The organism is Sporomusa sp. GT1 (assembly GCF_014634905.1).
GTDB lineage: Bacteria > Bacillota > Negativicutes > Sporomusales > Sporomusaceae > Sporomusa > Sporomusa sphaeroides.
In genome coordinates this window covers 46,032-66,730 of the sequence record NZ_BMBX01000009.1, presented here as the reverse complement: position 1 = coordinate 66,730, position 20,699 = coordinate 46,032, and the positions used below count along the sequence as shown (strand labels likewise).

Here is a 20,699-nt window from a genome sequence, read left to right as displayed (position 1 = left end):
AAATGATTTCTATTGATTTAAACTGTGATATGGGTGAAGGTTTTGGTGTTTATACCCTGGGTTATGATGAAGAGGCGATGCCGCATGTATCGTCTATTAATGTCGCCTGTGGTTTTCACGCTTCCGATCCCGCCAATATGTGGAAGACCGTTCGTTTAGCCAAAAAACACGGTGTAGCAGTTGGGGCTCACCCCGCATTTCCTGACCTGGTAGGTTTCGGGCGGCGTTCCATGGCCGCATCGACGGAAGAAATAAAAGCAGATGTTATTTATCAAGTTGGCGCATTATGGGCTTTTTGTCAGGCCGAAGGCACAAAAATGCAGCATGTCAAAGTGCATGGGGCTATGTATAATCAGGCAGAAAAGGATATCCAGGTGGCGGTGGCAATAGCTGAAGCCATTAAAGCCGTAGACCCTGGACTCTATATGCTATGCTTGGGGAACTCCACTATGGTTGAAGGGGCAAAACAGGCAGGTGTTAACTATGTCGAAGAAGCTTTTGCCGATCGTGCTTATACTGCGCAGGGAACCTTGGTTCCGCGTAAGCAGGCCGGAGCCGTCATCCATGATGTAAGCCTTGTGGCCGAGAGGGTATTGTCTATGGTTAAGCATAAAGAGGTTGCCGCCATTGACGGCAGCATTATACCTATTACTGCCCAGACTATCTGTGTACATGGCGATACTCCCGGTGCCATCGATATGATTAAAGCCATCCGCCACAAATTGGAGCAAGAGGGGATAGCTTTAAAACCATTTGGCTTACAATTGAAATAGCATAAGTATCAATCATCCCTCTGTTTGATGAGACTTAGGTGTTTAAAAAGATCGTGCCAATTGGGTATTCTTAGTGATGACAGCCAATGTGAACCTTTCCGTATGATTGAGTTTGGTCACTTTGATCATACACGGGGTCTCACATTGGCTGTTTTTTGACAAAAGGGCAAAAAAATACTTGACTTAGAGTTCACTTTAAGTGATAGTATCAATTTATGGGAATAAACTAGGGGAGTGTTTCCATAAGCAAACAGGTAGCTTTGGCAATTCAAGCTGATGTTCCTGAAACAGGAGCTTTTTGACAATAAAACCAGATTAGCAGGAGTGAGTTCAATCGAAAAACAAGCACAGCAACTGCGCATCACCCCAGCCGTTCGCCAGGATTGGCCGGTTATTGAAAAAATGTTCGCAGATGCTTTTCAGACCGATATATACTTTCACTTGATGAAACGCCGGCTGAATTTAGCCAAAATATATTCTCGCTTTTCTACATCAATTGCGGCCCTGTTTGCCGGGAATACATACTTAGTACGAATGGGTAACCGGCCGGCAGGTTTCATTATGCTGAAAAAAAACAGCGACAAGTTAATGCATTTGCACTACCTCGCAATCGCACCGGAATTCCGCGGGCAAGGATTGGGCAGGGAACTGGCAGGCTTCGCCCTTACAATGGCCCGTGAATGCGGAGCCGATATGTTTCTGGAAGCGAAAGCAGACAGTGCTGCTATGGCACTTTACCGCAGCTTAGGATTTAGCGTTGATAATCAATTTTACATCTACAGTCTGGTGCCGCCGTCTGTTCTACCTGCCGGATCAAAAAAAAGTATTGAGCTGATACCCCTGGAAGATACTAAGGGAATACTTATGCGGGCTAAAGAATGGCTGTTAGGCTATCAGGCCACGGTCCTGGCATACAATCCGGAGGCAGGAAAAACATTTAGTTTTCGTGTTTGCAGACCGACGTCGGGCAGCGCGGTAATCATCCACTGCAATCTTGGCAACAGCAGCAACGAAATGCTGCAACAAGCTCTGCCGCACTTGGCCTGCCACGTAAATAACCCCTGCGGCTCTTATTTGGTTCTAAGCGGTATAGACCGGACCCCAATAGACTCGTCCTGGCTGCGCGACCGTGCCGACTATGTCACTATGAGCAAGAAGCATGGTGTTGAGTAGCCAAAAATAAATTTGTGTGGTAAAAGGACAAATTGCACATTGTAACTTGAGAAAACAAGCAAAATAAGATTACCTCAAAATTATGCTTAGGGAGAATTAGATGAAAAGAAGGTTAAGAAAAATGGTAGTAGCAGCAGTAATAGGCTTAGGCCTGTTAGCTTTAGGTATAACTCTTTATCTACAGCAGCCCAAGTTTGGCGCATTGCCGGAAGGCGCCCGTCTGGATAGAATCAAACAATCCCCCCATTATGTTGACGGGCAATTTCAGAATATAGTCCCCACTCCTAATTTTAGTGAAGGGAACAGTGTAGCTTCCGTCTGGTGGAGTTTTCTTGTTACTAAAAAAGATCAGCGGTTAATACCGGTGGATTCCATTCCTGTTATAAAAACAGATCTTATGACTCTGAATAAAGATAAAGATGTGGTTATTTGGCTTGGTCATTCTTCATACTTTATGCAACTTGGCGGCAAAAGGCTGCTGATTGATCCTGTATTCAGCTCATACGCAGCACCTTTGTCCTTTCTAAATAAGGCTTTTAAAGGAACAACCAGTCAATACACAGCCGAAGATATGCCGGATATCGATTATTTGCTTATTTCTCACGATCATTGGGATCACCTGGATTATCCCACTATTACTGCACTAAAACCAAAAATCAAACATGTAATCTGTGGGTTGGGGGTAGGCTCATATTTTGAACAATGGGGATTTGAAACAAAACTCATACAGGAGGCTGACTGGTTTACAGTAATAAAGCTGGAAGATAATTTTGACATCCACGTGTTGCCTGCACGTCATTTTTCCGGCCGTATGCTAAGCAAAAATAAGACTTTGTGGGCTGGTTTTGCCTTTGTCACCCCTGAGCGCCGGATATTTTTCAGTGGCGACGGTGGATACGGGCCTCATTTTAAGCAAATCGGAGAAATGTTACAGGGATTTGACCTGGCAATTATGGAAAACGGCCAGTATGATCAAAGATGGCCCTATATACACATGATGCCGGAGGAAGTGGTCCAGGCTGTTGAAGAATTGAAAGCCAAAGCGTTATTGCCAGGACATGCCGGCAAGTTTGCAATCGCCAACCATCCATGGGATGAGCCGTTCAAACGGATAACCAACGCCAGCCAGGATAAGAACTATGAACTCCTTACTCCCATGATTGGGGAGTCGGTAGAACTTGATAATCACCAACAGAGTTTTTCGCGCTGGTGGGAAAGGCTTGAATAGAGGACAGAAACAGAAGCAAGCGGTGACAAGTTTCCCGTTTTATTGGGATTCTTCCACAGCTTTCAACGTTAGAATAAATGCAGGAAATCTATCATGAAGAGGCCATGCTGAAATGTAAAAGTTCAGTATGGCTCTTTAACTATTTAGACTTTCTTGTCAGCAGAAATTCGAATTGAATCATGTCAAAAATAGCATATGGGACTTTACAGGTATTCTCTTGATTAGGTATTTTACTATGGTATAAAAAAGTACTAGGGTTGCTCTTAAGTCGCAAATCGCATATGTTAATATGAACATCTTATTTGAGAGGAGAATATTATGGGTTATCTTAAAGATAAAACTAAACGACACTGTTTTTCAAAATGTAAAAAACACTGTTACCCTTCTATTCCATGGAAAACTTGTAACAGTTGTGGAACACACTGCTTTATTCCTGGCCCAACAGGAGCCACAGGAGCCACAGGAGCCACAGGAGCTACGGGAGCTACGGGAGCTACAGGAGTTACAGGAGTTACAGGAGTTACGGGAGTTACAGGAGTTACAGGAGTTACAGGAGCTACGGGAGCTACAGGAGTTACAGGAGCTACGGGAGCTACAGGAGCTACAGGAGCAACAGGAGCTACAGGAGCTACGGGAGCTACAGGAGCTACAGGAGTTACGGGAGCAACAGGAGCTACAGGAGCAACAGGAGCAACAGGAGCTACAGGAGCTACAGGAGCTACGGGAGCTACAGGAGCTACAGGAGTTACGGGAGTTACGGGAGCAACAGGAGCTACAGGAGCTACGGGAGCTACAGGAGCTACAGGAGTTACGGGAGCTACAGGAGTTACGGGAGCAACAGGAGCAACAGGAGCTACAGGAGTTACGGGAGCTACAGGAGTTACGGGAGCAACAGGAGCTACAGGAGCTACAGGAGCTACGGGAGCTACAGGAGCCACGGGAGCCACAGGAGTTACAGGAGCTACAGGAGCTACAGGAGCCACGGGAGCCACAGGGGTTATAGGAGCAACAGGAGTTATAGGAGCTACGGGAGCTACGGGAGCCACAGGGGTTACAGGAGCCACAGGAGCTACGGGAGCTACAGGAGTTACAGGAGCCACGGGAGCTACAGGAGCCACGGGAGCCACAGGGGTTACAGGAGCTACAGGAACCACCGGCGCCACAGGCGCAGTGGGAGAAACAGGTGCCGCCGGAGTTACCGGAGCAACAGGAGCCACGGGAGTAACTGGCGAGACTGGAGCCACGGGTACTACCGGAGCCATAGGTGTAACCGGAGCCACAGGCACTACGGGAGCTACGGGAGAAACAGGTGCCGCCGGAGTTGCCGGAGCAACAGGAGCCACGGGAGTAACTGGCGAGACTGGAGCCACGGGTGCTACCGGAGCTACAGGAGAAACAGGTGCCACTGGTACTACCGGAGCTACGGGAGAAACCGGAGCCACAGGTGCAACCGGAGCTACAGGTGCTACCGGAGCCACAGGAGAAACCGGTGCCGCCGGAGTTGCTGGAGCAACCGGAGCTACAGGAGAAACCGGAGTCACAGGGGCTACGGGAGAAACAGGAGCCACAGGTGCTACCGGAGCTACGGGAGAAACAGGAGCCACAGGTGCTACCGGAGCTACGGGAGAAACCGGAGTCACAGGGGCTACAGGCATTACCGGCCCCGAGCTTAGTTCTAGTCTTATAGATGTCACATGGCTTAGCGGCGGAGCATCTTCACTGCCAGGTGGAGCTTCCGTACCTTTCGATAGCATTCGAGCAAGTAATGGTGCTATTTCTTATGTACCGGGTTCCGGAGATTTTATCATAAGCGAACCCGGCTATTATCTGGTAAACTGGTGGGTTGCAACAGATGGCGCTCAGGCTGCAATAAGCATTACTTTTGATCTTCTATTAAATGGTAATCTGGTCTCGCAAACATCTTCGCCAATCGTATCCGGCCAGGTTGTGGGTACGGCTTTGATTGGAGTTACGGTCATTCCTTCGACATTGGAATTGATTAATAGTATGAGCGAAACTATCTTTATACCATCAACGGCGGTACAGGGAGATATTACAATTACAAGAGTTTCATCTTTAGTTTGATGAGTATTTTCAAAAATGAAGGTCCTGCGGTTTTCCCCAATTTTTCGATCCCGCCGGAGATACTGGTGCCGCAGGTACCAATATTAACCCGGCTGTAGCTTATGCTGCGAATCTATGTGTATGTAAATATAAAATGATCAGGACACAGCAACAAGCGTGTCCTGATCATTTATCCCTTGGTGTGAAGCAAATTATAAGCTTTGGCAGAAATATTGGCAATAAAGTTACTGGCATACGGAGGCGGGCGTTGTGTGGATGTGTAAGCACTAATGAGTATCTGATCACGTCCGTCGTCGATAATGCCAACATCACATTGTATCCCGGGTAACTCGCCTACTTTATGCAGCACTTTGGTATTTTGCATAAAACGGGGGATTTCGTCATTAAAAATGGTTTTAGCCAGTTCTTCTTTTAAAATGGCTGAAAACTCTTTGCCCAGATAGGCTTCATTATAGATTGTTTCAAAGACAGCGGCCATTTCCGCAGGTGTTGTCACGCTGTGGTAACCGTATTTGGTAAATGCCTCGCGGCTATGGATTCGTGTATGGACAAGCTTGAGGTCTGTCAATACGCGAGTAAGAGCATCAGGCTTTTTTTTCTCAATATCATCTAAGAGTTCATAAAAAGCGGGGTTGTCGCTGATTGTCAGCATTTTTTTTATGTTGTTATCATAACGCTGCTTATCAGCGAGTGAAGCTTCTGAATACAAGTACTTGTACACAGCTAGTGAAACCAGCAGTTTATGGGTTGACGCCGTAGGAAAAATAGTATCCTGGTTGAAGCTGAAGGTTTGTCCGGTCTTTAGATTCTTGGCATACAAGCCGGTTTTACCGTCAAACTGATTTAGTTTATTGTGAAGCTGTTTATTCCAATCAGGCTGAGATGGTGACGACGGATTGGCGGCAGGGGGAGGCGGTGCAGCAGGTGCCGGTTTTGACTGTGGCGTATTGAGGGTTCCACAAGCGCTTACAGTAAGTAAAAATAGCAACAGAAATATTGTTGTCGCTGTTTTCAACATATATCACCCTGTTTTAGTATGACGCCGACAGTGGCAGGATATGCTGGAATTTTATTGATAGACCTCAACCAATCTTCTTCTTGCACTTTTTGTCTGGCTCTTTACTTTGCTGTTTAATTTATGTTCTTCTTCTCTAAGCAGCATATAGGCTGACAGACTGGCTACTATATCTGACAGCGGATAGGATAACCAAACCCCTACAGCACCTAACTGGAAAACCTTTACCAGGATAATGGCGAGTGGCAGCATGATCATTAATTGTTTAAGCACCGACATCCAGATGGAAGCCTTGGCCTTTCCCATGGCTTGCAGATAAAATATAGCCACATAATAAATGCTGACCACCGGAAATACTGCGATCATAATTCTAAAAGCGGTAACCGATTCCCTGATTATTGCCGCATCTTCTACAAAAATGGCCATTAGCTGAGGGGCAAAAACCATGGCGATAATCCACAACAGGACAGAGGTAATAAACGCATACATACTTGTTTTTTTGATTACAGACTGCAGCCGTTTATAATTTTTTGCTCCCACATTGTAGGCCGCTATGGGCTGCATTGCTGAAGCCATGCCGAACATGGTTATAAACAGGAACATATAAACTTTAGAGACAACGCCAAGTACGATGATACCGTTATCACCTACAGCGTCAAATAGCAGGTGGTTTTGTACTCCCATCAATATGCCGTCGTCTGATTCCATAACAAAGGCGGACAGGCCTACTAAAATAATCGGCAGGACCACCTGTTTATTGAAGGTAAGACCGGAGGGTATTTTATATACCTCCTTAACCTTTACATAATGGTAGTAGGCATAGAGGAAGCCGATGATTTGAGAAATGGTTGTCGCGATGGCGGCACCCTTAATCCCCATTTCCCAGTGAACGACAAAAATATAATCCAAAAATATGTTGATTAGCGCGCCGATACTGGTGCTGATCAAAGCAACTTTATTGTTGCCGAAAGATACCATGATATCTGAGATAAATACGGTCAGGCTTAAAAAGGTAGCCCCAAATATGATTATACTTAAATATTCCTGAGCATAAGGCAATATTTGCGGACTTGCGCCAAGCAGCAGCAGGATTTTTTCCGAGAAGAAATATACAATTACCGTAATGCTTATCATCAACAGACAGGATAACGAGAAACCATTATTGACAACTTTGCGGGATTGCTCAACATCATTCTGGCCGTTGGCTCTGGCAAATGCGGTGGATGTTCCCACCGCGATCATAACACTTAAAGCAAGTAGAATTCTTTGTATCGGAAATACCATAACCAGTGCTCCGATCCCCTGGGCACCGACATTTCTTCCCACAAATATTGTATCCACCATGTTGTACAGTTCAGACACTAAGAATGCCATGATTATCGGCAGCGAAATTCTAAGTAATAATTTCCCGATTTTTTCTTCTGCGAATAATTTATTATTCTCACTCATAAGAAAACCTCCATTTGTCTTACATATATTAACATAAATGGAGGTTCTGCTTCATTCACTTGTTTATCTGATGTTCTGGATTATTTTTGGTTTTTCTCAAAAACGTTTTTTCCGGAAATCTTAATTTAATCCGAAAAACTATCAATTCAGTACATTATTTAGGAGAAAAAGTACCGCCCCATAGGGTTTGATGGTGGCAACCGTATGGTATACTATAGAATTTTTTCCATAATAGAAAGATATATCAGGATGTACATACTCCTTTAATAACTCCCAATTGTCATTATCCAGCCTTTCCGGCTTGTTTAGCGCCAGCCATTTATCGTAAACTGAGCCGAAGCCCCTGTCCAGGGTATATTTAGTCACTTGAAAATCATGTTTCATATTTAGAATATTTAATGATACTTTTCGTTCTTTCATTTTATCTGCAGGCTTGTTTCCATATAGTACATCCTCAGCTATTTCTGTCGGATTAAAAAGCATTATCTGGTATCCATATTCGGATTTGGTGACAATATAACCATCGCCTTTGGCAATTACCTCGTCTCCCAACAGGGATAACAGCATATAGGCGTAGTAGGAGGGTTTCTTTAAACAGTTGGAGGTAAATATGCCGGCGCCGCCAAAGAAGGTATCATTGTACAGAATGATATCTTTGGATATTTCATCTGTCATATGTAAAACCACTCTGTTTTTTAAATGAATGTAGTTATATAAAATATAAGGCACCATTAAGATAGTATCCTGCATGGCACTGAGTCTGTTTGGCGGGAAATATGGTTTAAAATCCTCAGCCTTTGCGTTCAGCCACTCTTCAATGTCATCTTCCTCGTAAATGTTGGAAAAATAATGGATAAAGTCATCAATGATATATTGTTCAACTTCTTCTGTATTGATTATCGGGATGAGGTCTAATGTTTTCAAGAAATCCAAGATGGTTTCCACCCGGGTCCAGTTGATAAATTTATGGTTTGTATCTCTGAAAATATCCATATCTTCAGAGAAAAGGCCATTCACCAGACCGTGGCTAAACTTGATTTCTCTTTGAATTTCTTCGAGAATCCGTCTATTTTCTTCTTCTAAAAGCAAATAACTGTCTCCAAGGTCGATTAAATCCGGTTGTTTATATTCATCAATGCATTCCCTGTCAAGATCGATATCAATTTTAATGATCCGATTATCATAATTATATCTGTCATAGTCTTCCAGATAATGAGTAAGATAGGGGATTGCCGCATTGCTGTCAAAGTAGGTAAGCTGAGCCATATTTTCCAGCTCTTTGTCGCTAACCTTATACTTTTTGCGATATTGCATAGGTGTGCAGTTATAATGAATTTTAAAATGCTTGTTATAATATCTGACATGAGAAAAGCCTACATCTTCGGATATTTCAGAGATATTTTTATCGGTACTCAACAATAGTTTTGTCGATTCCTCTACTCTAATTTGATTTAAGTACTCATTAAAGCCATAGCCTAATGTATTTTTTATTTTATAGGATAAATACTGTGAGCTAAGATATTCTTTATGTGCAAGCTCCTGTAAGCTGACTTTGTTCATATAGTTATTGCTCAGGTATTTAACGATCCGGTGATAGCGCTCCAGCTGCTCATCATCATCTTCCAAACCTTCTCCCTCATAGAAAAGATAATGAAAATGATTTAGCAGATGGTACATCATTTTCAGGAGATATTCTTCTATCTTATCTTCATAGTCGTCGATTTTAGCTACGGCTTCATACAACAATATGGAAATGTATTTTCTTAGTTCATAGTATTTTTCCTCTTCCTGAGCATTTTCTTCGGCGGCGGAATTCGTATAAAAGAATACTTCTCTGGCATCTGTATAATATTTTTCGAAGAAACCGGGATCGATACTGAGGATCAAAACTATATTAGCCGGGTCCTGCGAGCGAATACTGTAGACTTCATTTGCGTTTATTATCTCCAGTTCTTTTTCCTCTAAGGGGAAGGTTTCATTGTCGATACTTACCTCAATGGTGCCTTTTAAGACAAATAGGATTTGAATGCAATCTTTCCAGTGGATTGGGTATTCTATAATAGTGGCCAGGGCAATGTTTATCGGTAAATCTTTGATATATTCAACATGTTCTTTTCTCATATCTTCCCTCCGGGCAGAGACAATGCGAGATTGTCCCGGAAATACTGTTTGTACCTTCGCGAACTACTATCTCTATTATAGTCAGCATTTCTGGAAATATAAAGATAATATTGTTCATTGGCTTTAGCAGGATTTTTTGTATTTATATGGTATGTATATCTAGTAAGAACATTTCGCTAATATCCAGATATCACGAATATAGTTAAAGGAGGCCAAATACTATGTCGAAGAAAAAAATCGGAGTTTTGGTAGGGAGTCTTCGTAAAGAATCGTTTAGCCGGAAGCTTGCCAGGGCGTTGATGGCGCTGGCTCCTGCAGCCTGGGAGCTGGAGGAGATTGAAATAGGTCAGCTTCCCCTGTATAACCAGGATTTTGATGATGAAGGAACTGTGCCTGCTGCCTGGACAGCTTTTCGCCAACACATGCAGAATTTTGATGCCGTGCTTTTCGTAACGCCGGAGTATAACCGTTCGGTTCCGGCAGTCCTGAAGAATGCTCTGGATGTCGGGTCGCGTCCGTATGGTCAGAGCATATGGGATGGAAAACCCGGCGCGGTAATAAGCGTATCACCGGGAGCATTAAGTGGTTTTGGCGCAAACCATCATCTAAGGCAGTCACTGGTTTTTTTGAACGTCCCGACCATGCAGCAGCCTGAGGCTTATATTGGCAATGCAGCCGAGCTCTTTGATGACAGCGGTGCTCTTACGAATGAGAATACTCGCCAGTTTTTGAAAAAAATTATGGAAACTTTTGCAAACTGGGTTGAGAAGAATTCTATTTAATTTATGTTCGCCTGGACTTTGTTTAAAGTTTAGGCGAATCTTGTTTAGCAGGTGTTTGTACATGGGAATAAACAAATATTTATTGAAACAGGAGGAAGCCGGTTATGCGTATTACAAAAGAAGATTCCCTGGTGCTGCTGATTGATGTCCAGGAGAAGCTATATCCTCACATGAACAACAAAGAAAAGTTAAGTCAAAAAACAATTACTCTGCTTAAAGGAATAACCGCCCTGGGAATACCACTGACAGCAGCCAGGCAATATCCGCAGGGTTTGGGAGATATTATTGAAGAGCTTCGGCCTTACGGCAGCGAATGCTATGATAAAGTTACTTTTAGCTGCTGCGGTAACGATAACCTTATTGCCAGGCTGCGCGAGTCCGGCTGCAAATATGTTATTATAACAGGGATTGAAGCACATATTTGTGTCCTGCAGACAGTCATTGATCTAAAAGCCTTAGGTTACCTACCGGTAGTGGTAACCGATGCAATTAGTTCCCGTGAACAGCAGGACTATGAAATTGCCTTGCGGCGGATGGAATATGAAGGTGCGATTCTTACAACAGTAGAGTCAATCTTGTTTGAGCTTTGTCGCGAAGCGGGAAATGAAGTGTTTAAAACGATTTCACGGCTGGTAAAATAGGGGGCAATATTGCATGAGTAGAGAAAAAATGTTGAACAGAGAGCTAATTGTTCCTAAGATTAAGGAATTTTGTGCGGAATTTTACCGGGAATTTACGGTTTCCGATTTGATCCATAAAGGCGGACACCGTCATCGGGTAGAAATAGAAGCCGATGGTTCGAAGTTTTTCGTCGATTTCCATTTCCGGGCAAACGGGAGCACTTCCATTGATATATCCAGCGGGCACCACCTTGATAAAAAACAGCAAATTAAGACTGCCATACTCAGTGATTCCACTTGTCTGATCGTGTAGAAAAATTTGTTAGTAAAAGGACTTTTGTACATAAATATGCTATAATAACTAACAGATTAATTGCAAAAATATAAAAGTGGAAGAGGATGTTGTTGATGAAGCTTGTTTATTCAGGAAAAACAAAAGATGTATTTGCCTTGGAAGATGGCAACTATTTGCTTAAATTTAAGGATGATGTCACCGGCACTGACGGTGTATTTGACCCCGGTGCCAATACCGTGGGCTTAACCCTGGAGGGAGCCGGCAGGGCAGGGCTTAGACTAACCAAGTTCTTTTTTGAAGCGTTAGGCCAAAAAGGAATACCAACACACTATATTGATGCCAACCCTGAAGCGGCGACAATGACAGTGAAGCCGGCGACTGTTTTTGGCAAAGGCCTGGAAGTTATCTGCCGTTATCGGGCGGTGGGAAGTTTTCTGCGCCGCTATGGCATGTATGCCGCAGAAGGTCAGCCGCTGGATGCTTTTGTTGAAGTCACATTAAAAGATGATGACCGGGAAGACCCGCCGATTACTAAAGATGCACTGGCGATGCTGGGCCTGCTTTCGGCAGAGGAATACGAAGTGCTCAAGGCGTTAACCCAGCAAATCGGTAATATCGTTAAAGAAGAACTGGCAAAAAAGAATATCGAGTTATATGATATTAAGTTTGAATTTGGCCGGATCGGCGCAGACAAGCAGATTGCGTTGATTGATGAGATATCGGGCGGCAATATGCGCGCCTTTAAGGACGGCAAATATATTGAGCCCCTGGTTTTGGAAAAATTGATGCTGGAAGGCTAACCCCGGCGAAGATGCTAATACAGGCCGGTTTTGGCCATATATTTGTCCAGAGTTTTTAGCCGTTCCCGCCCTTGCTGCCCGGAGATTTTACTGATCAGACTGATCAGTATTTCCATAGACAGAACCATGCCGGAAATGGAATTGGCAAAACTTACTGATTCAATATCATTGACAATCACCTTTGCCGCCCCGGCTGTTATCGGGGCGGTAATTTTGTCAGTCAATACCACGATATGGCAATGGGCTTCCTGTGCTATTTCCAGAACGATGGCTGCATTTTGGGAATACCGCGGCAGGCTGAACAGAATTAAAATATCCTTTTCCCCCATATCAATGGCTTCATCTTCAAAACCGTCTTTATGATTGACTCGCCTGACATTGGGCAGTACATGGGAAAGTATTGTTGCAAAATAATCGGCCAGTCCTGCTGTGTTCCGGAAACCTGCAATATATTTTTTTTCTGCGGTTACAATCATTTTGGCGGTTTCCTGGTATTTTCCATCAGTGTTATTGGCAAAATCCAATTCGGCTTTTCGCATAAAGTTCTGACGGACAAGTGACGGAATCTCTGTTAATGCAATAGCATCGGCTTTTTGTTTTTTCTCATAAGGCACATGCGATAGGCTGCCAAGGTTTCCAGTGGACAGAGCCTCTGCCTGAATGGCTTTCCGGAATTCCGTGAAACTGGAAAAGCCCAGAGTCCGGGATAGCCTGATGACCGAAGTGTCTCCCACACCAAGCTCTCTGGCCAGGGCAGTTGATGTCATAAAGCAGGCTTTGTCTTTGTTGCGAAGTACGAATTCATAAATGATTTTCTCATTTTTGGTTAGCTTGGCAGCATAGCCTCTTTCTTCAAGCGTCATAGGCAGCTCCTTTTTCAAAAAAGCAGGCATACCATTGTATACCTGCTTTTATTCTGTGCGGCGTTATTTATTAATTTCCGCAATGGCTTCTATTTCAATAAGACAGCCGTGGTTCAGTTCTTTTATAGGAACAGTAACTCTGGCAGGCTTATGGTCGCCGAAAAATTCTTTATAGGCATCATTGACTTCACCCCATTGGCTGGCAGCGGTTATATAAACCCGGCACATAACGACAGCTTCTTTGGTAACACCGGCAGCTTTCAATACGGCTTCCATTTTCTTTAACGCCATAATGGTTTCGGCTCTGATGCCGCCTGCGGCTGGTTTTCCTGTTGCCGGGTCTGCGGAAGTCTGGCCGGATACGTACAGGGTGCCATTGCTAATGATACCGGGAGTATAATGCCCGGCCGGTATAGTATCGGTAAATATCTGTTTCATAAGTCATATCCTCCTCTATAATTTAGCCAGTTGACTGAGACTGACATTACCGCCAGAAACCAGGAAACATACCTTATCCTCTTTGGTTATCCGGAGGCTTCCCTGCAGGGCAGCGGCAATTCCGATGGCGGAAGAAGGTTCGGCCAGTATTTTTCCTTCCAGGAGCAGTGTTTTTACGCCACCGGCCAGATATTCTTCCTTCACGCCGACAACGTCGTCTACATATTTTTGAAAAATGGGGAAGTTTTTTTCGCCAGGCTGCAAGGTTAGCAGCGCATCGGCCAGCGATGCTTTTTCTTCCACCAGTACTCTTTCGCCGGCCTTGCGGCTTTTTTCATAGCGGGAGAGAACGGCCGGTTCCGCCCCAATGACCCTTGCTTGGGGATTAATGGATTTTACGGCAGTTGCAATGCCGCCGATGAGCCCGCCGCCGCCAATGGGAACTACAACACAGTCCACAGCTGGCAGTTGTGCCATGATTTCCAGTCCGGCAGTGCCTTGCCCGGTGATGATGTCATAATCATCGTAAGGGTGAATGATAGTATACCCATACTGATCGCTTAATTTTTTCGCAATGATATGCCTTTCAGCCAGTTTGCACTGTACAATTTCTGCATCCAGGGCGCGGATTCCGTCAACTTTGATTTGGGGAGCGGTATCCGGCAAAACAATGGTGGCTTTAATCCCCAACAGCTTGGCGGCAAAAGCGACTCCTTTACCGTGATTGCCGGAAGAAGCGGCAACGACTCCATTTTGCAGCTGTTCTGCCGGTAAGGAAAGCATTTTATTTAACGCGCCACGAATTTTAAAGGAGTTGGTTTTTTGCATGCATTCCGCTTTTACATACACCTGGCAGCCTAACAGTTCATCCAGTCCTGCCAGGCGAATGAGCGGTGTTTCGAAAATATAAGGTGCAAGCTTTTGTTTGGCCTGTCGGATGGCTGCTAATGTAACCATAATTGGACACCTCCGCTTAAATATAAATATTCATATTTAAAATTATAATAAATATTTGTATTTATTATAATTTGTTCCCGGAGTGGTGTCAATCAAGGAGGGAGATTCTATTATGGCGGCATTTGGCTAAACAGATGGGCGTACTCTGAACTTGTGCAGGGAAAGGATTGATTAGCCGATGTAAGACTTTTTTCTGTTTCTCTAATTTGGGTAAGAAGGCAATATTCTGAGATACGGCGAAGTACAGAATAAAGTTGGTCGGGAGGGGGAACAAGGTGAGTAGTTTTGCATTGCTCTTGGTTATAATAGCCGCATTTTGCCATGCGGGGTGGAATCTCCTGGCCAAAAAAGCGTGCGGCGGTACTGCCTTTATCTGGATTTTTGCCACTCTGTCAACCGTATTGTATTTTCCGTTGGCGTTATGGGTGATGGTAGTGGAAAAACCGCTTATCGGTACCTATCAAATTGCATTGATTCTGGGCAGCGCTGTGCTGCACTCGGTATATTTCATTTTACTGGACAAAGGTTACCGCTTTGGTGATCTTTCAGTTATCTATCCTCTTGCCAGGGGGACCGGGCCATTGCTTTCGGTAATAACGGCAATTTTCCTTTTGGGGGAACAGCCTACGGTGATGGCTTTAACCGGTGCTGTATTCATCGGTATCGGAATTCTCGTTATTACGGGCAACCCTTTTGGCAAGAAAGAAAAAAGCGCCCGCCAATCCATTCTCTATGCTTTGTTTTGTGGTGCCGCAATTGCCGGCTACACCGTCGTAGACAAAGTTGCCGTCAGTACTTATTTGATTCCGCCGCTGCTGATGGATTGGTCCACCAATGTCGGGCGGGTCATTTTGCTGACACCCTATTCTCTGAAAAACTGGGATAAGGTTAAAGAACAATGGTCAGCGCATAAAAAAGAAGCCATCGGGGTAGCTATACTATCGCCGTTGGCCTATATTCTTGTGTTAACGGCCATGGTATTCAGTCCTGTCAGTTATATTGCGCCGGCCAGGGAAGTCAGTATTTTGATTGGCGCTATTCTTGGTGCAAAACTTCTGTCAGAAAGCGATTTCAAAATCAGATTGGCCGGGGCGGGCGTTATGCTGCTCGGGCTTGTTGCCTTAGCTGTTGGATAACGCTTGTTCCACCGGATGAACGAAGCTGCCAAACTGGCTATTGATTTTTGGAAACTAAAACACTATAATGGTTTATAGGTAGGGAAGATAATAACATGCGGTTAGTAATATATACGAGGAGGAATACAGTGAATGACATAAAGAGCCTTATCCTTGATAAGGCCAAGGAACGAATGGAACGTTTTGGTTTTAAGAAGACGACTATGGATGAAATCAGTAAAGACTGCCGAATTTCCAAGAAAACAATTTATGAACATTTTACGGACAAAGAGGACATGTTCCAATGTTTGCTTTCACGTGAATGTCATAAAACGATAGAGCTGCTATTTGCGCAAATAGACGGGGTGTCTGACCCGCTTGAACGGCTGGTGCTGTTAATCCGCCAGTCAATAGCGTACTTTAACCAAGATAACTTTATCACCAAAATATTAAAAGATGACGAGCTGTATTTGGCTTTTGTCAACAGAAAATATCATGAAATGATTGATGAAGAGATTATTTCACTGATTGCCCGGATTATTCGCGAAGGCAAGCAGCAGGGGAAGTTTCGTGATGTTGATGAAACGATTGTGGCTTATGCCGGATTTAAGTTATTCCAAGCTTTCAGCTATGCTCGTACAGGGCCGCTTCGCCAGGGGCAGAATGAGCAGAAGTATACCGGGGAGCTTATTGATTTTATTGTCAATGGGCTTGTAAAGAAGTGAATCCAGGGTAGGGGGAGGATTTTCCATGAAAAAGTCCATGGTTAACTGTGGCGTGATTTTGCTTTTGCTTGTATCGGTCAGTCTTACGGGATGCTCTAAAACGGAGCCTGTCAAGGAAGAGATGCCGCGTGTTCGCTCACAGGTAGTGAACCTGACTGCTTCCGGGCAAGAAGCCGCTTATTCCGGCGAAGTGCGGGGAAGATATGAGACACAGCTTGCATTCCAGGTCAGCGGGAAAATTTTAAAACGCAGTGTAGAGCTTGGCAGTGTAGTTAATTCAGGGGATGTTCTAATGGAAATCGACGCGAAAGACATCACTCAAACGGTAACTATTACTTCAGCCCAGGTCGCTTCGGCCAAATCCCAGCTGAGTTTAGCCGAGGCCAACCTCGCGCGTTATCGGAAGTTATATGAAGAAGGGGCGGTCAGCCATATGCAACTGGATCAATTCCAGAATGCATATGAGGTGGCCTTAGCTAATGCCCGCCAGGCAACTGCCCAGTATACTCAGGGAGCTAATCAACTGGGCTACAGCACTTTGCTGGCCGATAGCGCCGGTGTCATTTCCGGCATACATGCCGAAGCCGGGCAAGTAGTGAGTGCCGGTCAGCCGGTTATTACCCTGGTGACAGATGGTGAACGGGAAATTGAAATCCATGTACCGGAAAATCGCATTGACGAAATGCGTAATACCCGGCAAGTCCGGGTCAGCTTTTGGGCACTGCCGGGTGTTACTGTAGAGGGAACTGTCAGAGAGGTTTCCCCGGTGGCAGACAAGGTGGCCAGAACCTATAAAGTCAGAATCAGCCTAATCAATCCGCCGCCGGATATTCAGTTAGGGATGACTGCCAGTGTAGCGGTGGCAGATTCCAGCGGTCAGCAGGCGGTGTATATTCCGCTGACAGCCATCTATCAGACTGGTGATACACCAAATGTATGGGTGATTAACGACGGGATCGTAAGTTTGCGTCCGGTGAAAGCCGGTGTTTTTGGTGATGGCAGGATTCAGATTCTTGAAGGCCTGCAGCAAGGAGATGTGATTGTTACTGCCGGAGTCCAAAAACTGCGGGAAGGACAAAAGGTGCGGCAATGAGCAATTTTAATCTGACAGAGTGGTCGCTTAAACATAAACAACTCGTGTATTTTTTCGTTTTCCTGGTTTTTGTGGCAGGCATATTTTCCTATCAGAACTTAGGCAGAATGGAAGACCCTGATTTTGTCATCCGGCAGATGGTGGTGTCGGTCGCCTGGCCGGGAGCCAGTGCCAGAGAGGTAGAAGAACAGGTAACCGATAAAATCGAGAAAAAGATCCAGGATACTCCTGGATTAGATTATATTAAAAGCTATTCAAAACCAGGGCAAGCCGTTATTTATATAAATCTAAACGAAGCGATGCCGGCAAAAGACATCCGGCCAACCTGGCTTGAAGTACGCAATATGGTTAATGATATCAAAGGCACATTGCCGCAAGGCGTAATCGGTCCTGCATTCAATGACCGGTTTGATGATGTATTTGGCAATATTTATGCTCTCACAGGAGCTGAATACAGTTACGAGGAACTGCGGGAAGAAGCCGAGCAAATTCGCAGGACTTTGCTGGCTGTAAATGATGTAAAGAAGGTTGAACTTGTCGGTGTACAAGCAGAAAAAATTTATGTTGAAATGGAAAGCAGCAAGCTTGCGGGGCTGGGAATCGACCCCGGTATTATCATTGCGGCGGTAAAAGCGCAGAGCGCGATGGCGGCTTCCGGCATGCTGGAAACATCCTCAGACAATGTATATGTGCGGGTATCGGGGCTGTTTGAGAACATTGAAGCTCTCCGGAATATGCCGATCAGGGTAAATGAACGGACATTCCGGCTAGGTGATATCGCCAGGGTTGAACGCAGCTATGCTGACCCCATTGAACCGAAAATGTATTTTAACGGGCAGCCGGCGATCGGTATTGCGCTTTCTATGGCCGATGGGGGAAATATCCTTGATCTGGGAGAGGAATTGACGAAAACTGCTGCGGTGATTAGAGCAGAATTGCCTCTTGGCATGGAATTAAGCCAGGTATCTAATCAGCCCCAGGTGGTTAAAGACTCCATCAATGAATTTGTGAAAACCTTGTGCGAAGCTATCATCATTGTGTTGGCAGTCAGCTTCTTCAGTCTTGGTGTTCAATCAGGCATTGTAGTGGCTCTGTGTATTCCCCTGGTTATTGCCGGAATCTTTGTTTTCATGGAGAGTATGGGCATCGCTCTGCACAAAGTATCGCTGGGCGCGCTGATTATGGCCTTAGGATTATTGGTTGATGATGCGATTATTGCCATTGAGATGATGACGGTGAAACTGGAGGAAGGCTGGGGACGCTTTGAGGCGGCCTGCTATGCGTATACGGCCACTGCCTTTCCGATGCTTACAGGCACGCTGATTACTTGTGCAGGCTTTATCCCGATCGGTTTTTCCAAAGGCATGGCAGCCGAGTTTACCAGCAGTCTTTTTCCGGTTATCACCATCGCGCTTTTGATTTCCTGGATTGTATCGGTTATGGTTGCACCCCTGCTGGGTTATCGGTTAATTAAACCCAAACATGCGGCAACGCCAGGCCACAATATCCATGACACCAAGTTTTACCGGATGTTCCGGCAAATACTTGTATGGTGCCTCAGTCATAAAAAAGCAGTGCTCAGCGCAACGGCAGCCTGTTTTATCGGTTCTATCTTTTTATTAGGGTTTGTGAGACAGGAATTTTTTCCACCCTCAATCCGGCCTGAATTGCTGGTGGAAATGACATTGCCGGAAGGTTCATCCTTAGCCGCAACTGAACAGGAGGCCCAAAAGTTTGCCGACAGTCTGACCGGTGATCCTGATATCGAGAGCTACAGCTATTATGTTGGCAAGGGATCGCCGCGATTTATTCTTACCATCGAACCCCGGTTGCCGGCCAATAACTTTGCCCAGTTTATTATTGTAGCCAAAGATGTGGAAGCCCGTAAAACTTTGAATCATAAACTGGAGCAGCTATTTAACGAGCAATTTGAAAATGTACGTGGGAATATCAAGCTAATTCAGACCGGTCCGCCTTCTGCGTATCCTGTTATGCTGCGGGTTACCGGCTATGACCATGAAGAGGTGCGGGAGCTCGCCAATCAGGTAAGGGATACTATGGCGGAAGACCCCAGCCTGAAAAATATCAATTTTGACTGGAATGAAAAAAGCAAGGTCATGCGTTTGACTGTTGACCAGGATAAGGCGAGAATGCTGGGAATTAACAGCCACGGATTGGCGCAGGATTTACAGACCCAATTGTCTGGCGCCACCATTGCCGAGTTTTACGAGCAAGATCGAACAGTCGGCATTGTATTTCGCATTGACGCCCAGAACCGCAAAACTTTGGCCAGTATTAAAGATTTGCCGGTACACATTGGCAACGGCAAATTTGTACCATTAGAGCAAATTGCCAATATCAGCTATGATGCGGAAGACGGGTTAATCTGGCGCTATGACCTTAAGCCGACAATTACCGTACAAGCCGATGTAGTTGCCGGTATAACCGGCAATGACGCTACCAAAGAAATCTATGAAAGCCTTAAGCCGGTACGTGAGAGCCTTCCGCCCGGCTATAGCATTGACATTGGGGGAGCGTCTGAAAATAGTAAAACCTCTGTCGGATTTTTGCTCAAAACCGTTCCGGTGATGATCGTGGTTATTATGGTATTGCTTATGCTTCAACTGCAAAAAGTATCTTTGATGGTGCTTACTCTGCTTACCGCACCTCTCGGCATCATCGGAGTCAGTGTGGCCATGCTGCTGACCATGCGGCCGATGGGGTTTGTGGCTGAGCTTGGAATCTTAGCGCTTAGCGGGATGATCATTCGCAACTCGGTTATTTTGATCGATCAGATTGAACAGCACCGCAAAGCAGGCGAGAAACCATGGGACGCCATCATTAATTCAACCATCGTGAGATTTCGTCCTATCCTGCTTACGGCAGCGGCAGCGATACTCGGAATGCTTCCCTTGGTTCCAAGTACTTTTTGGGGACCAATGGCAGTGGCGATTAGCGGTGGCTTGCTTGGCGCAACTATTATGACGCTGCTTGTTTTGCCGACAATGTATGCGGTATGGTTTAAAGTGAAACCGGAGACGGAAGAGACCTACACTGATTGATATATTACCATTTCATTTACGATTTACATGGGGAAAAGGGACCTGGCTTAAAGCCAGGTTCTTTTTCTATTTCCGTTGCTTATCTCTGAGGGATATTTGAGTGAT

The 20,699-nt window shown here is 45.0% G+C and carries 18 protein-coding genes; 12 read left to right on the top strand and 6 right to left on the bottom strand.

Annotated features, from left to right (window positions below):
* The first annotated feature begins 2 nt into the window (after positions 1 to 2).
* From GT1_RS12055 to GT1_RS12040, 4 genes are all read left to right on the top strand, one after another.
* On the top strand, positions 3 to 773 hold the full coding sequence (locus tag GT1_RS12055) for a LamB/YcsF family protein (RefSeq protein ID WP_188398913.1): 771 nt from the start codon (positions 3 to 5) through the stop codon (positions 771 to 773).
* A gap of 324 nt (positions 774 to 1,097) precedes the next feature.
* Positions 1,098 to 1,946, top strand: a complete 849-nt coding sequence (locus tag GT1_RS12050; protein WP_188398912.1) for a GNAT family N-acetyltransferase — start codon at positions 1,098 to 1,100, stop codon at positions 1,944 to 1,946.
* A gap of 100 nt (positions 1,947 to 2,046) precedes the next feature.
* Positions 2,047 to 3,174, top strand: coding sequence for an MBL fold metallo-hydrolase (locus tag GT1_RS12045; protein ID WP_188398911.1), 1,128 nt, complete (start codon positions 2,047 to 2,049; stop codon positions 3,172 to 3,174).
* Between the two features lie 318 nt (positions 3,175 to 3,492).
* Complete coding sequence (locus tag GT1_RS12040; protein ID WP_188398910.1) at positions 3,493 to 5,259, top strand: collagen-like protein; 1,767 nt, start codon at positions 3,493 to 3,495, stop codon at positions 5,257 to 5,259.
* Between the two features lie 169 nt (positions 5,260 to 5,428).
* Here the strand turns inward: GT1_RS12040 and GT1_RS12035 are convergent, their stop codons facing one another.
* From GT1_RS12035 to GT1_RS12025, 3 genes are all read right to left on the bottom strand, one after another.
* On the bottom strand, positions 5,429 to 6,277 hold the full coding sequence (locus GT1_RS12035; protein WP_188398909.1) for a serine hydrolase: 849 nt from the start codon (positions 6,275 to 6,277) through the stop codon (positions 5,429 to 5,431).
* Positions 6,278 to 6,328: 51 nt separating this feature from the next.
* Positions 6,329 to 7,723, bottom strand: coding sequence for an MATE family efflux transporter (locus tag GT1_RS12030; protein ID WP_188398908.1), 1,395 nt, complete (start codon positions 7,721 to 7,723; stop codon positions 6,329 to 6,331).
* 141 nt (positions 7,724 to 7,864) lie between these two features.
* Positions 7,865 to 9,844: a helix-turn-helix domain-containing protein gene (locus tag GT1_RS12025; protein ID WP_188398907.1), complete on the bottom strand. Its 1,980-nt coding sequence runs from the start codon at positions 9,842 to 9,844 to the stop codon at positions 7,865 to 7,867.
* A 221-nt stretch (positions 9,845 to 10,065) separates the two neighbouring features.
* On the opposite strand from GT1_RS12025, the gene GT1_RS12020 reads away from it, so the two are divergent.
* The 4 genes from GT1_RS12020 to GT1_RS12005 all read left to right on the top strand — a co-directional run bounded on the left by GT1_RS12020 (position 10,066) and on the right by GT1_RS12005 (position 12,341).
* Positions 10,066 to 10,626, top strand: a complete 561-nt coding sequence (locus GT1_RS12020) for an NADPH-dependent FMN reductase (RefSeq protein WP_188398906.1) — start codon at positions 10,066 to 10,068, stop codon at positions 10,624 to 10,626.
* Between the two features lie 104 nt (positions 10,627 to 10,730).
* The gene (locus tag GT1_RS12015; protein ID WP_188398905.1) at positions 10,731 to 11,267 is read left to right on the top strand and encodes a hydrolase; all 537 of its coding nucleotides are present in this window, start codon (positions 10,731 to 10,733) and stop codon (positions 11,265 to 11,267) included.
* Positions 11,268 to 11,280: 13 nt separating this feature from the next.
* On the top strand, positions 11,281 to 11,559 hold the full coding sequence (locus tag GT1_RS12010) for a hypothetical protein (protein WP_075756863.1): 279 nt from the start codon (positions 11,281 to 11,283) through the stop codon (positions 11,557 to 11,559).
* A gap of 95 nt (positions 11,560 to 11,654) precedes the next feature.
* Positions 11,655 to 12,341, top strand: coding sequence for a phosphoribosylaminoimidazolesuccinocarboxamide synthase (locus tag GT1_RS12005; protein WP_188398904.1), 687 nt, complete (start codon positions 11,655 to 11,657; stop codon positions 12,339 to 12,341).
* Between the two features lie 14 nt (positions 12,342 to 12,355).
* On the opposite strand, the gene GT1_RS12000 is transcribed toward GT1_RS12005, so the two are convergent.
* From GT1_RS12000 to GT1_RS11990, 3 genes are all read right to left on the bottom strand, one after another.
* On the bottom strand, positions 12,356 to 13,204 hold the full coding sequence (locus tag GT1_RS12000; protein WP_188398903.1) for a MurR/RpiR family transcriptional regulator: 849 nt from the start codon (positions 13,202 to 13,204) through the stop codon (positions 12,356 to 12,358).
* 63 nt (positions 13,205 to 13,267) lie between these two features.
* Positions 13,268 to 13,642: a RidA family protein gene (locus tag GT1_RS11995; RefSeq protein WP_075756865.1), complete on the bottom strand. Its 375-nt coding sequence runs from the start codon at positions 13,640 to 13,642 to the stop codon at positions 13,268 to 13,270.
* 15 nt (positions 13,643 to 13,657) lie between these two features.
* Positions 13,658 to 14,599, bottom strand: a complete 942-nt coding sequence (locus tag GT1_RS11990) for a threonine/serine dehydratase (RefSeq protein ID WP_188398902.1) — start codon at positions 14,597 to 14,599, stop codon at positions 13,658 to 13,660.
* A 275-nt stretch (positions 14,600 to 14,874) separates the two neighbouring features.
* On the opposite strand from GT1_RS11990, the gene GT1_RS11985 reads away from it, so the two are divergent.
* The 4 genes from GT1_RS11985 (at position 14,875) to GT1_RS11970 (ending at position 20,594) form a co-directional block, all read left to right on the top strand.
* On the top strand, positions 14,875 to 15,735 hold the full coding sequence (locus GT1_RS11985; RefSeq protein ID WP_188398901.1) for an EamA family transporter: 861 nt from the start codon (positions 14,875 to 14,877) through the stop codon (positions 15,733 to 15,735).
* 128 nt (positions 15,736 to 15,863) lie between these two features.
* The gene (locus GT1_RS11980) at positions 15,864 to 16,439 is read left to right on the top strand and encodes a TetR/AcrR family transcriptional regulator (protein WP_188398900.1); all 576 of its coding nucleotides are present in this window, start codon (positions 15,864 to 15,866) and stop codon (positions 16,437 to 16,439) included.
* A 25-nt stretch (positions 16,440 to 16,464) separates the two neighbouring features.
* Positions 16,465 to 17,532 carry an efflux RND transporter periplasmic adaptor subunit gene (locus GT1_RS11975; protein WP_188398899.1) on the top strand — a complete coding sequence of 356 codons (1,068 nt, stop codon included), beginning with the start codon at positions 16,465 to 16,467 and terminating at the stop codon, positions 17,530 to 17,532.
* Positions 17,529 to 20,594, top strand: coding sequence for an efflux RND transporter permease subunit (locus tag GT1_RS11970; RefSeq protein WP_188398898.1), 3,066 nt, complete (start codon positions 17,529 to 17,531; stop codon positions 20,592 to 20,594). Before GT1_RS11975 ends, GT1_RS11970 begins: the two co-directional genes overlap by 4 nt.
* The last annotated feature ends 105 nt before the right edge of the window (positions 20,595 to 20,699 follow it).

Coding starts and splice junctions, on each gene's coding strand:
- GT1_RS12030 (WP_188398908.1), bottom strand. CDS start 7,723: ATGAGTGAGAATAATAAATTATTCGCAGAAGAAAAAATCGGGAAATTA.
- GT1_RS11990 (WP_188398902.1), bottom strand. CDS start 14,599: ATGGTTACATTAGCAGCCATCCGACAGGCCAAACAAAAGCTTGCACCT.
- GT1_RS12020 (WP_188398906.1), top strand. CDS start 10,066: ATGTCGAAGAAAAAAATCGGAGTTTTGGTAGGGAGTCTTCGTAAAGAA.
- GT1_RS12025 (WP_188398907.1), bottom strand. CDS start 9,844: ATGAGAAAAGAACATGTTGAATATATCAAAGATTTACCGATAAACATT.
- GT1_RS12055 (WP_188398913.1), top strand. CDS start 3: ATGATTTCTATTGATTTAAACTGTGATATGGGTGAAGGTTTTGGTGTT.
- GT1_RS12045 (WP_188398911.1), top strand. CDS start 2,047: ATGAAAAGAAGGTTAAGAAAAATGGTAGTAGCAGCAGTAATAGGCTTA.
- GT1_RS11995 (WP_075756865.1), bottom strand. CDS start 13,642: ATGAAACAGATATTTACCGATACTATACCGGCCGGGCATTATACTCCC.
- GT1_RS11970 (WP_188398898.1), top strand. CDS start 17,529: ATGAGCAATTTTAATCTGACAGAGTGGTCGCTTAAACATAAACAACTC.
- GT1_RS12040 (WP_188398910.1), top strand. CDS start 3,493: ATGGGTTATCTTAAAGATAAAACTAAACGACACTGTTTTTCAAAATGT.
- GT1_RS12000 (WP_188398903.1), bottom strand. CDS start 13,204: ATGACGCTTGAAGAAAGAGGCTATGCTGCCAAGCTAACCAAAAATGAG.
- GT1_RS12035 (WP_188398909.1), bottom strand. CDS start 6,277: ATGTTGAAAACAGCGACAACAATATTTCTGTTGCTATTTTTACTTACT.
- GT1_RS12015 (WP_188398905.1), top strand. CDS start 10,731: ATGCGTATTACAAAAGAAGATTCCCTGGTGCTGCTGATTGATGTCCAG.
- GT1_RS11975 (WP_188398899.1), top strand. CDS start 16,465: ATGAAAAAGTCCATGGTTAACTGTGGCGTGATTTTGCTTTTGCTTGTA.
- GT1_RS12010 (WP_075756863.1), top strand. CDS start 11,281: ATGAGTAGAGAAAAAATGTTGAACAGAGAGCTAATTGTTCCTAAGATT.
- GT1_RS12005 (WP_188398904.1), top strand. CDS start 11,655: ATGAAGCTTGTTTATTCAGGAAAAACAAAAGATGTATTTGCCTTGGAA.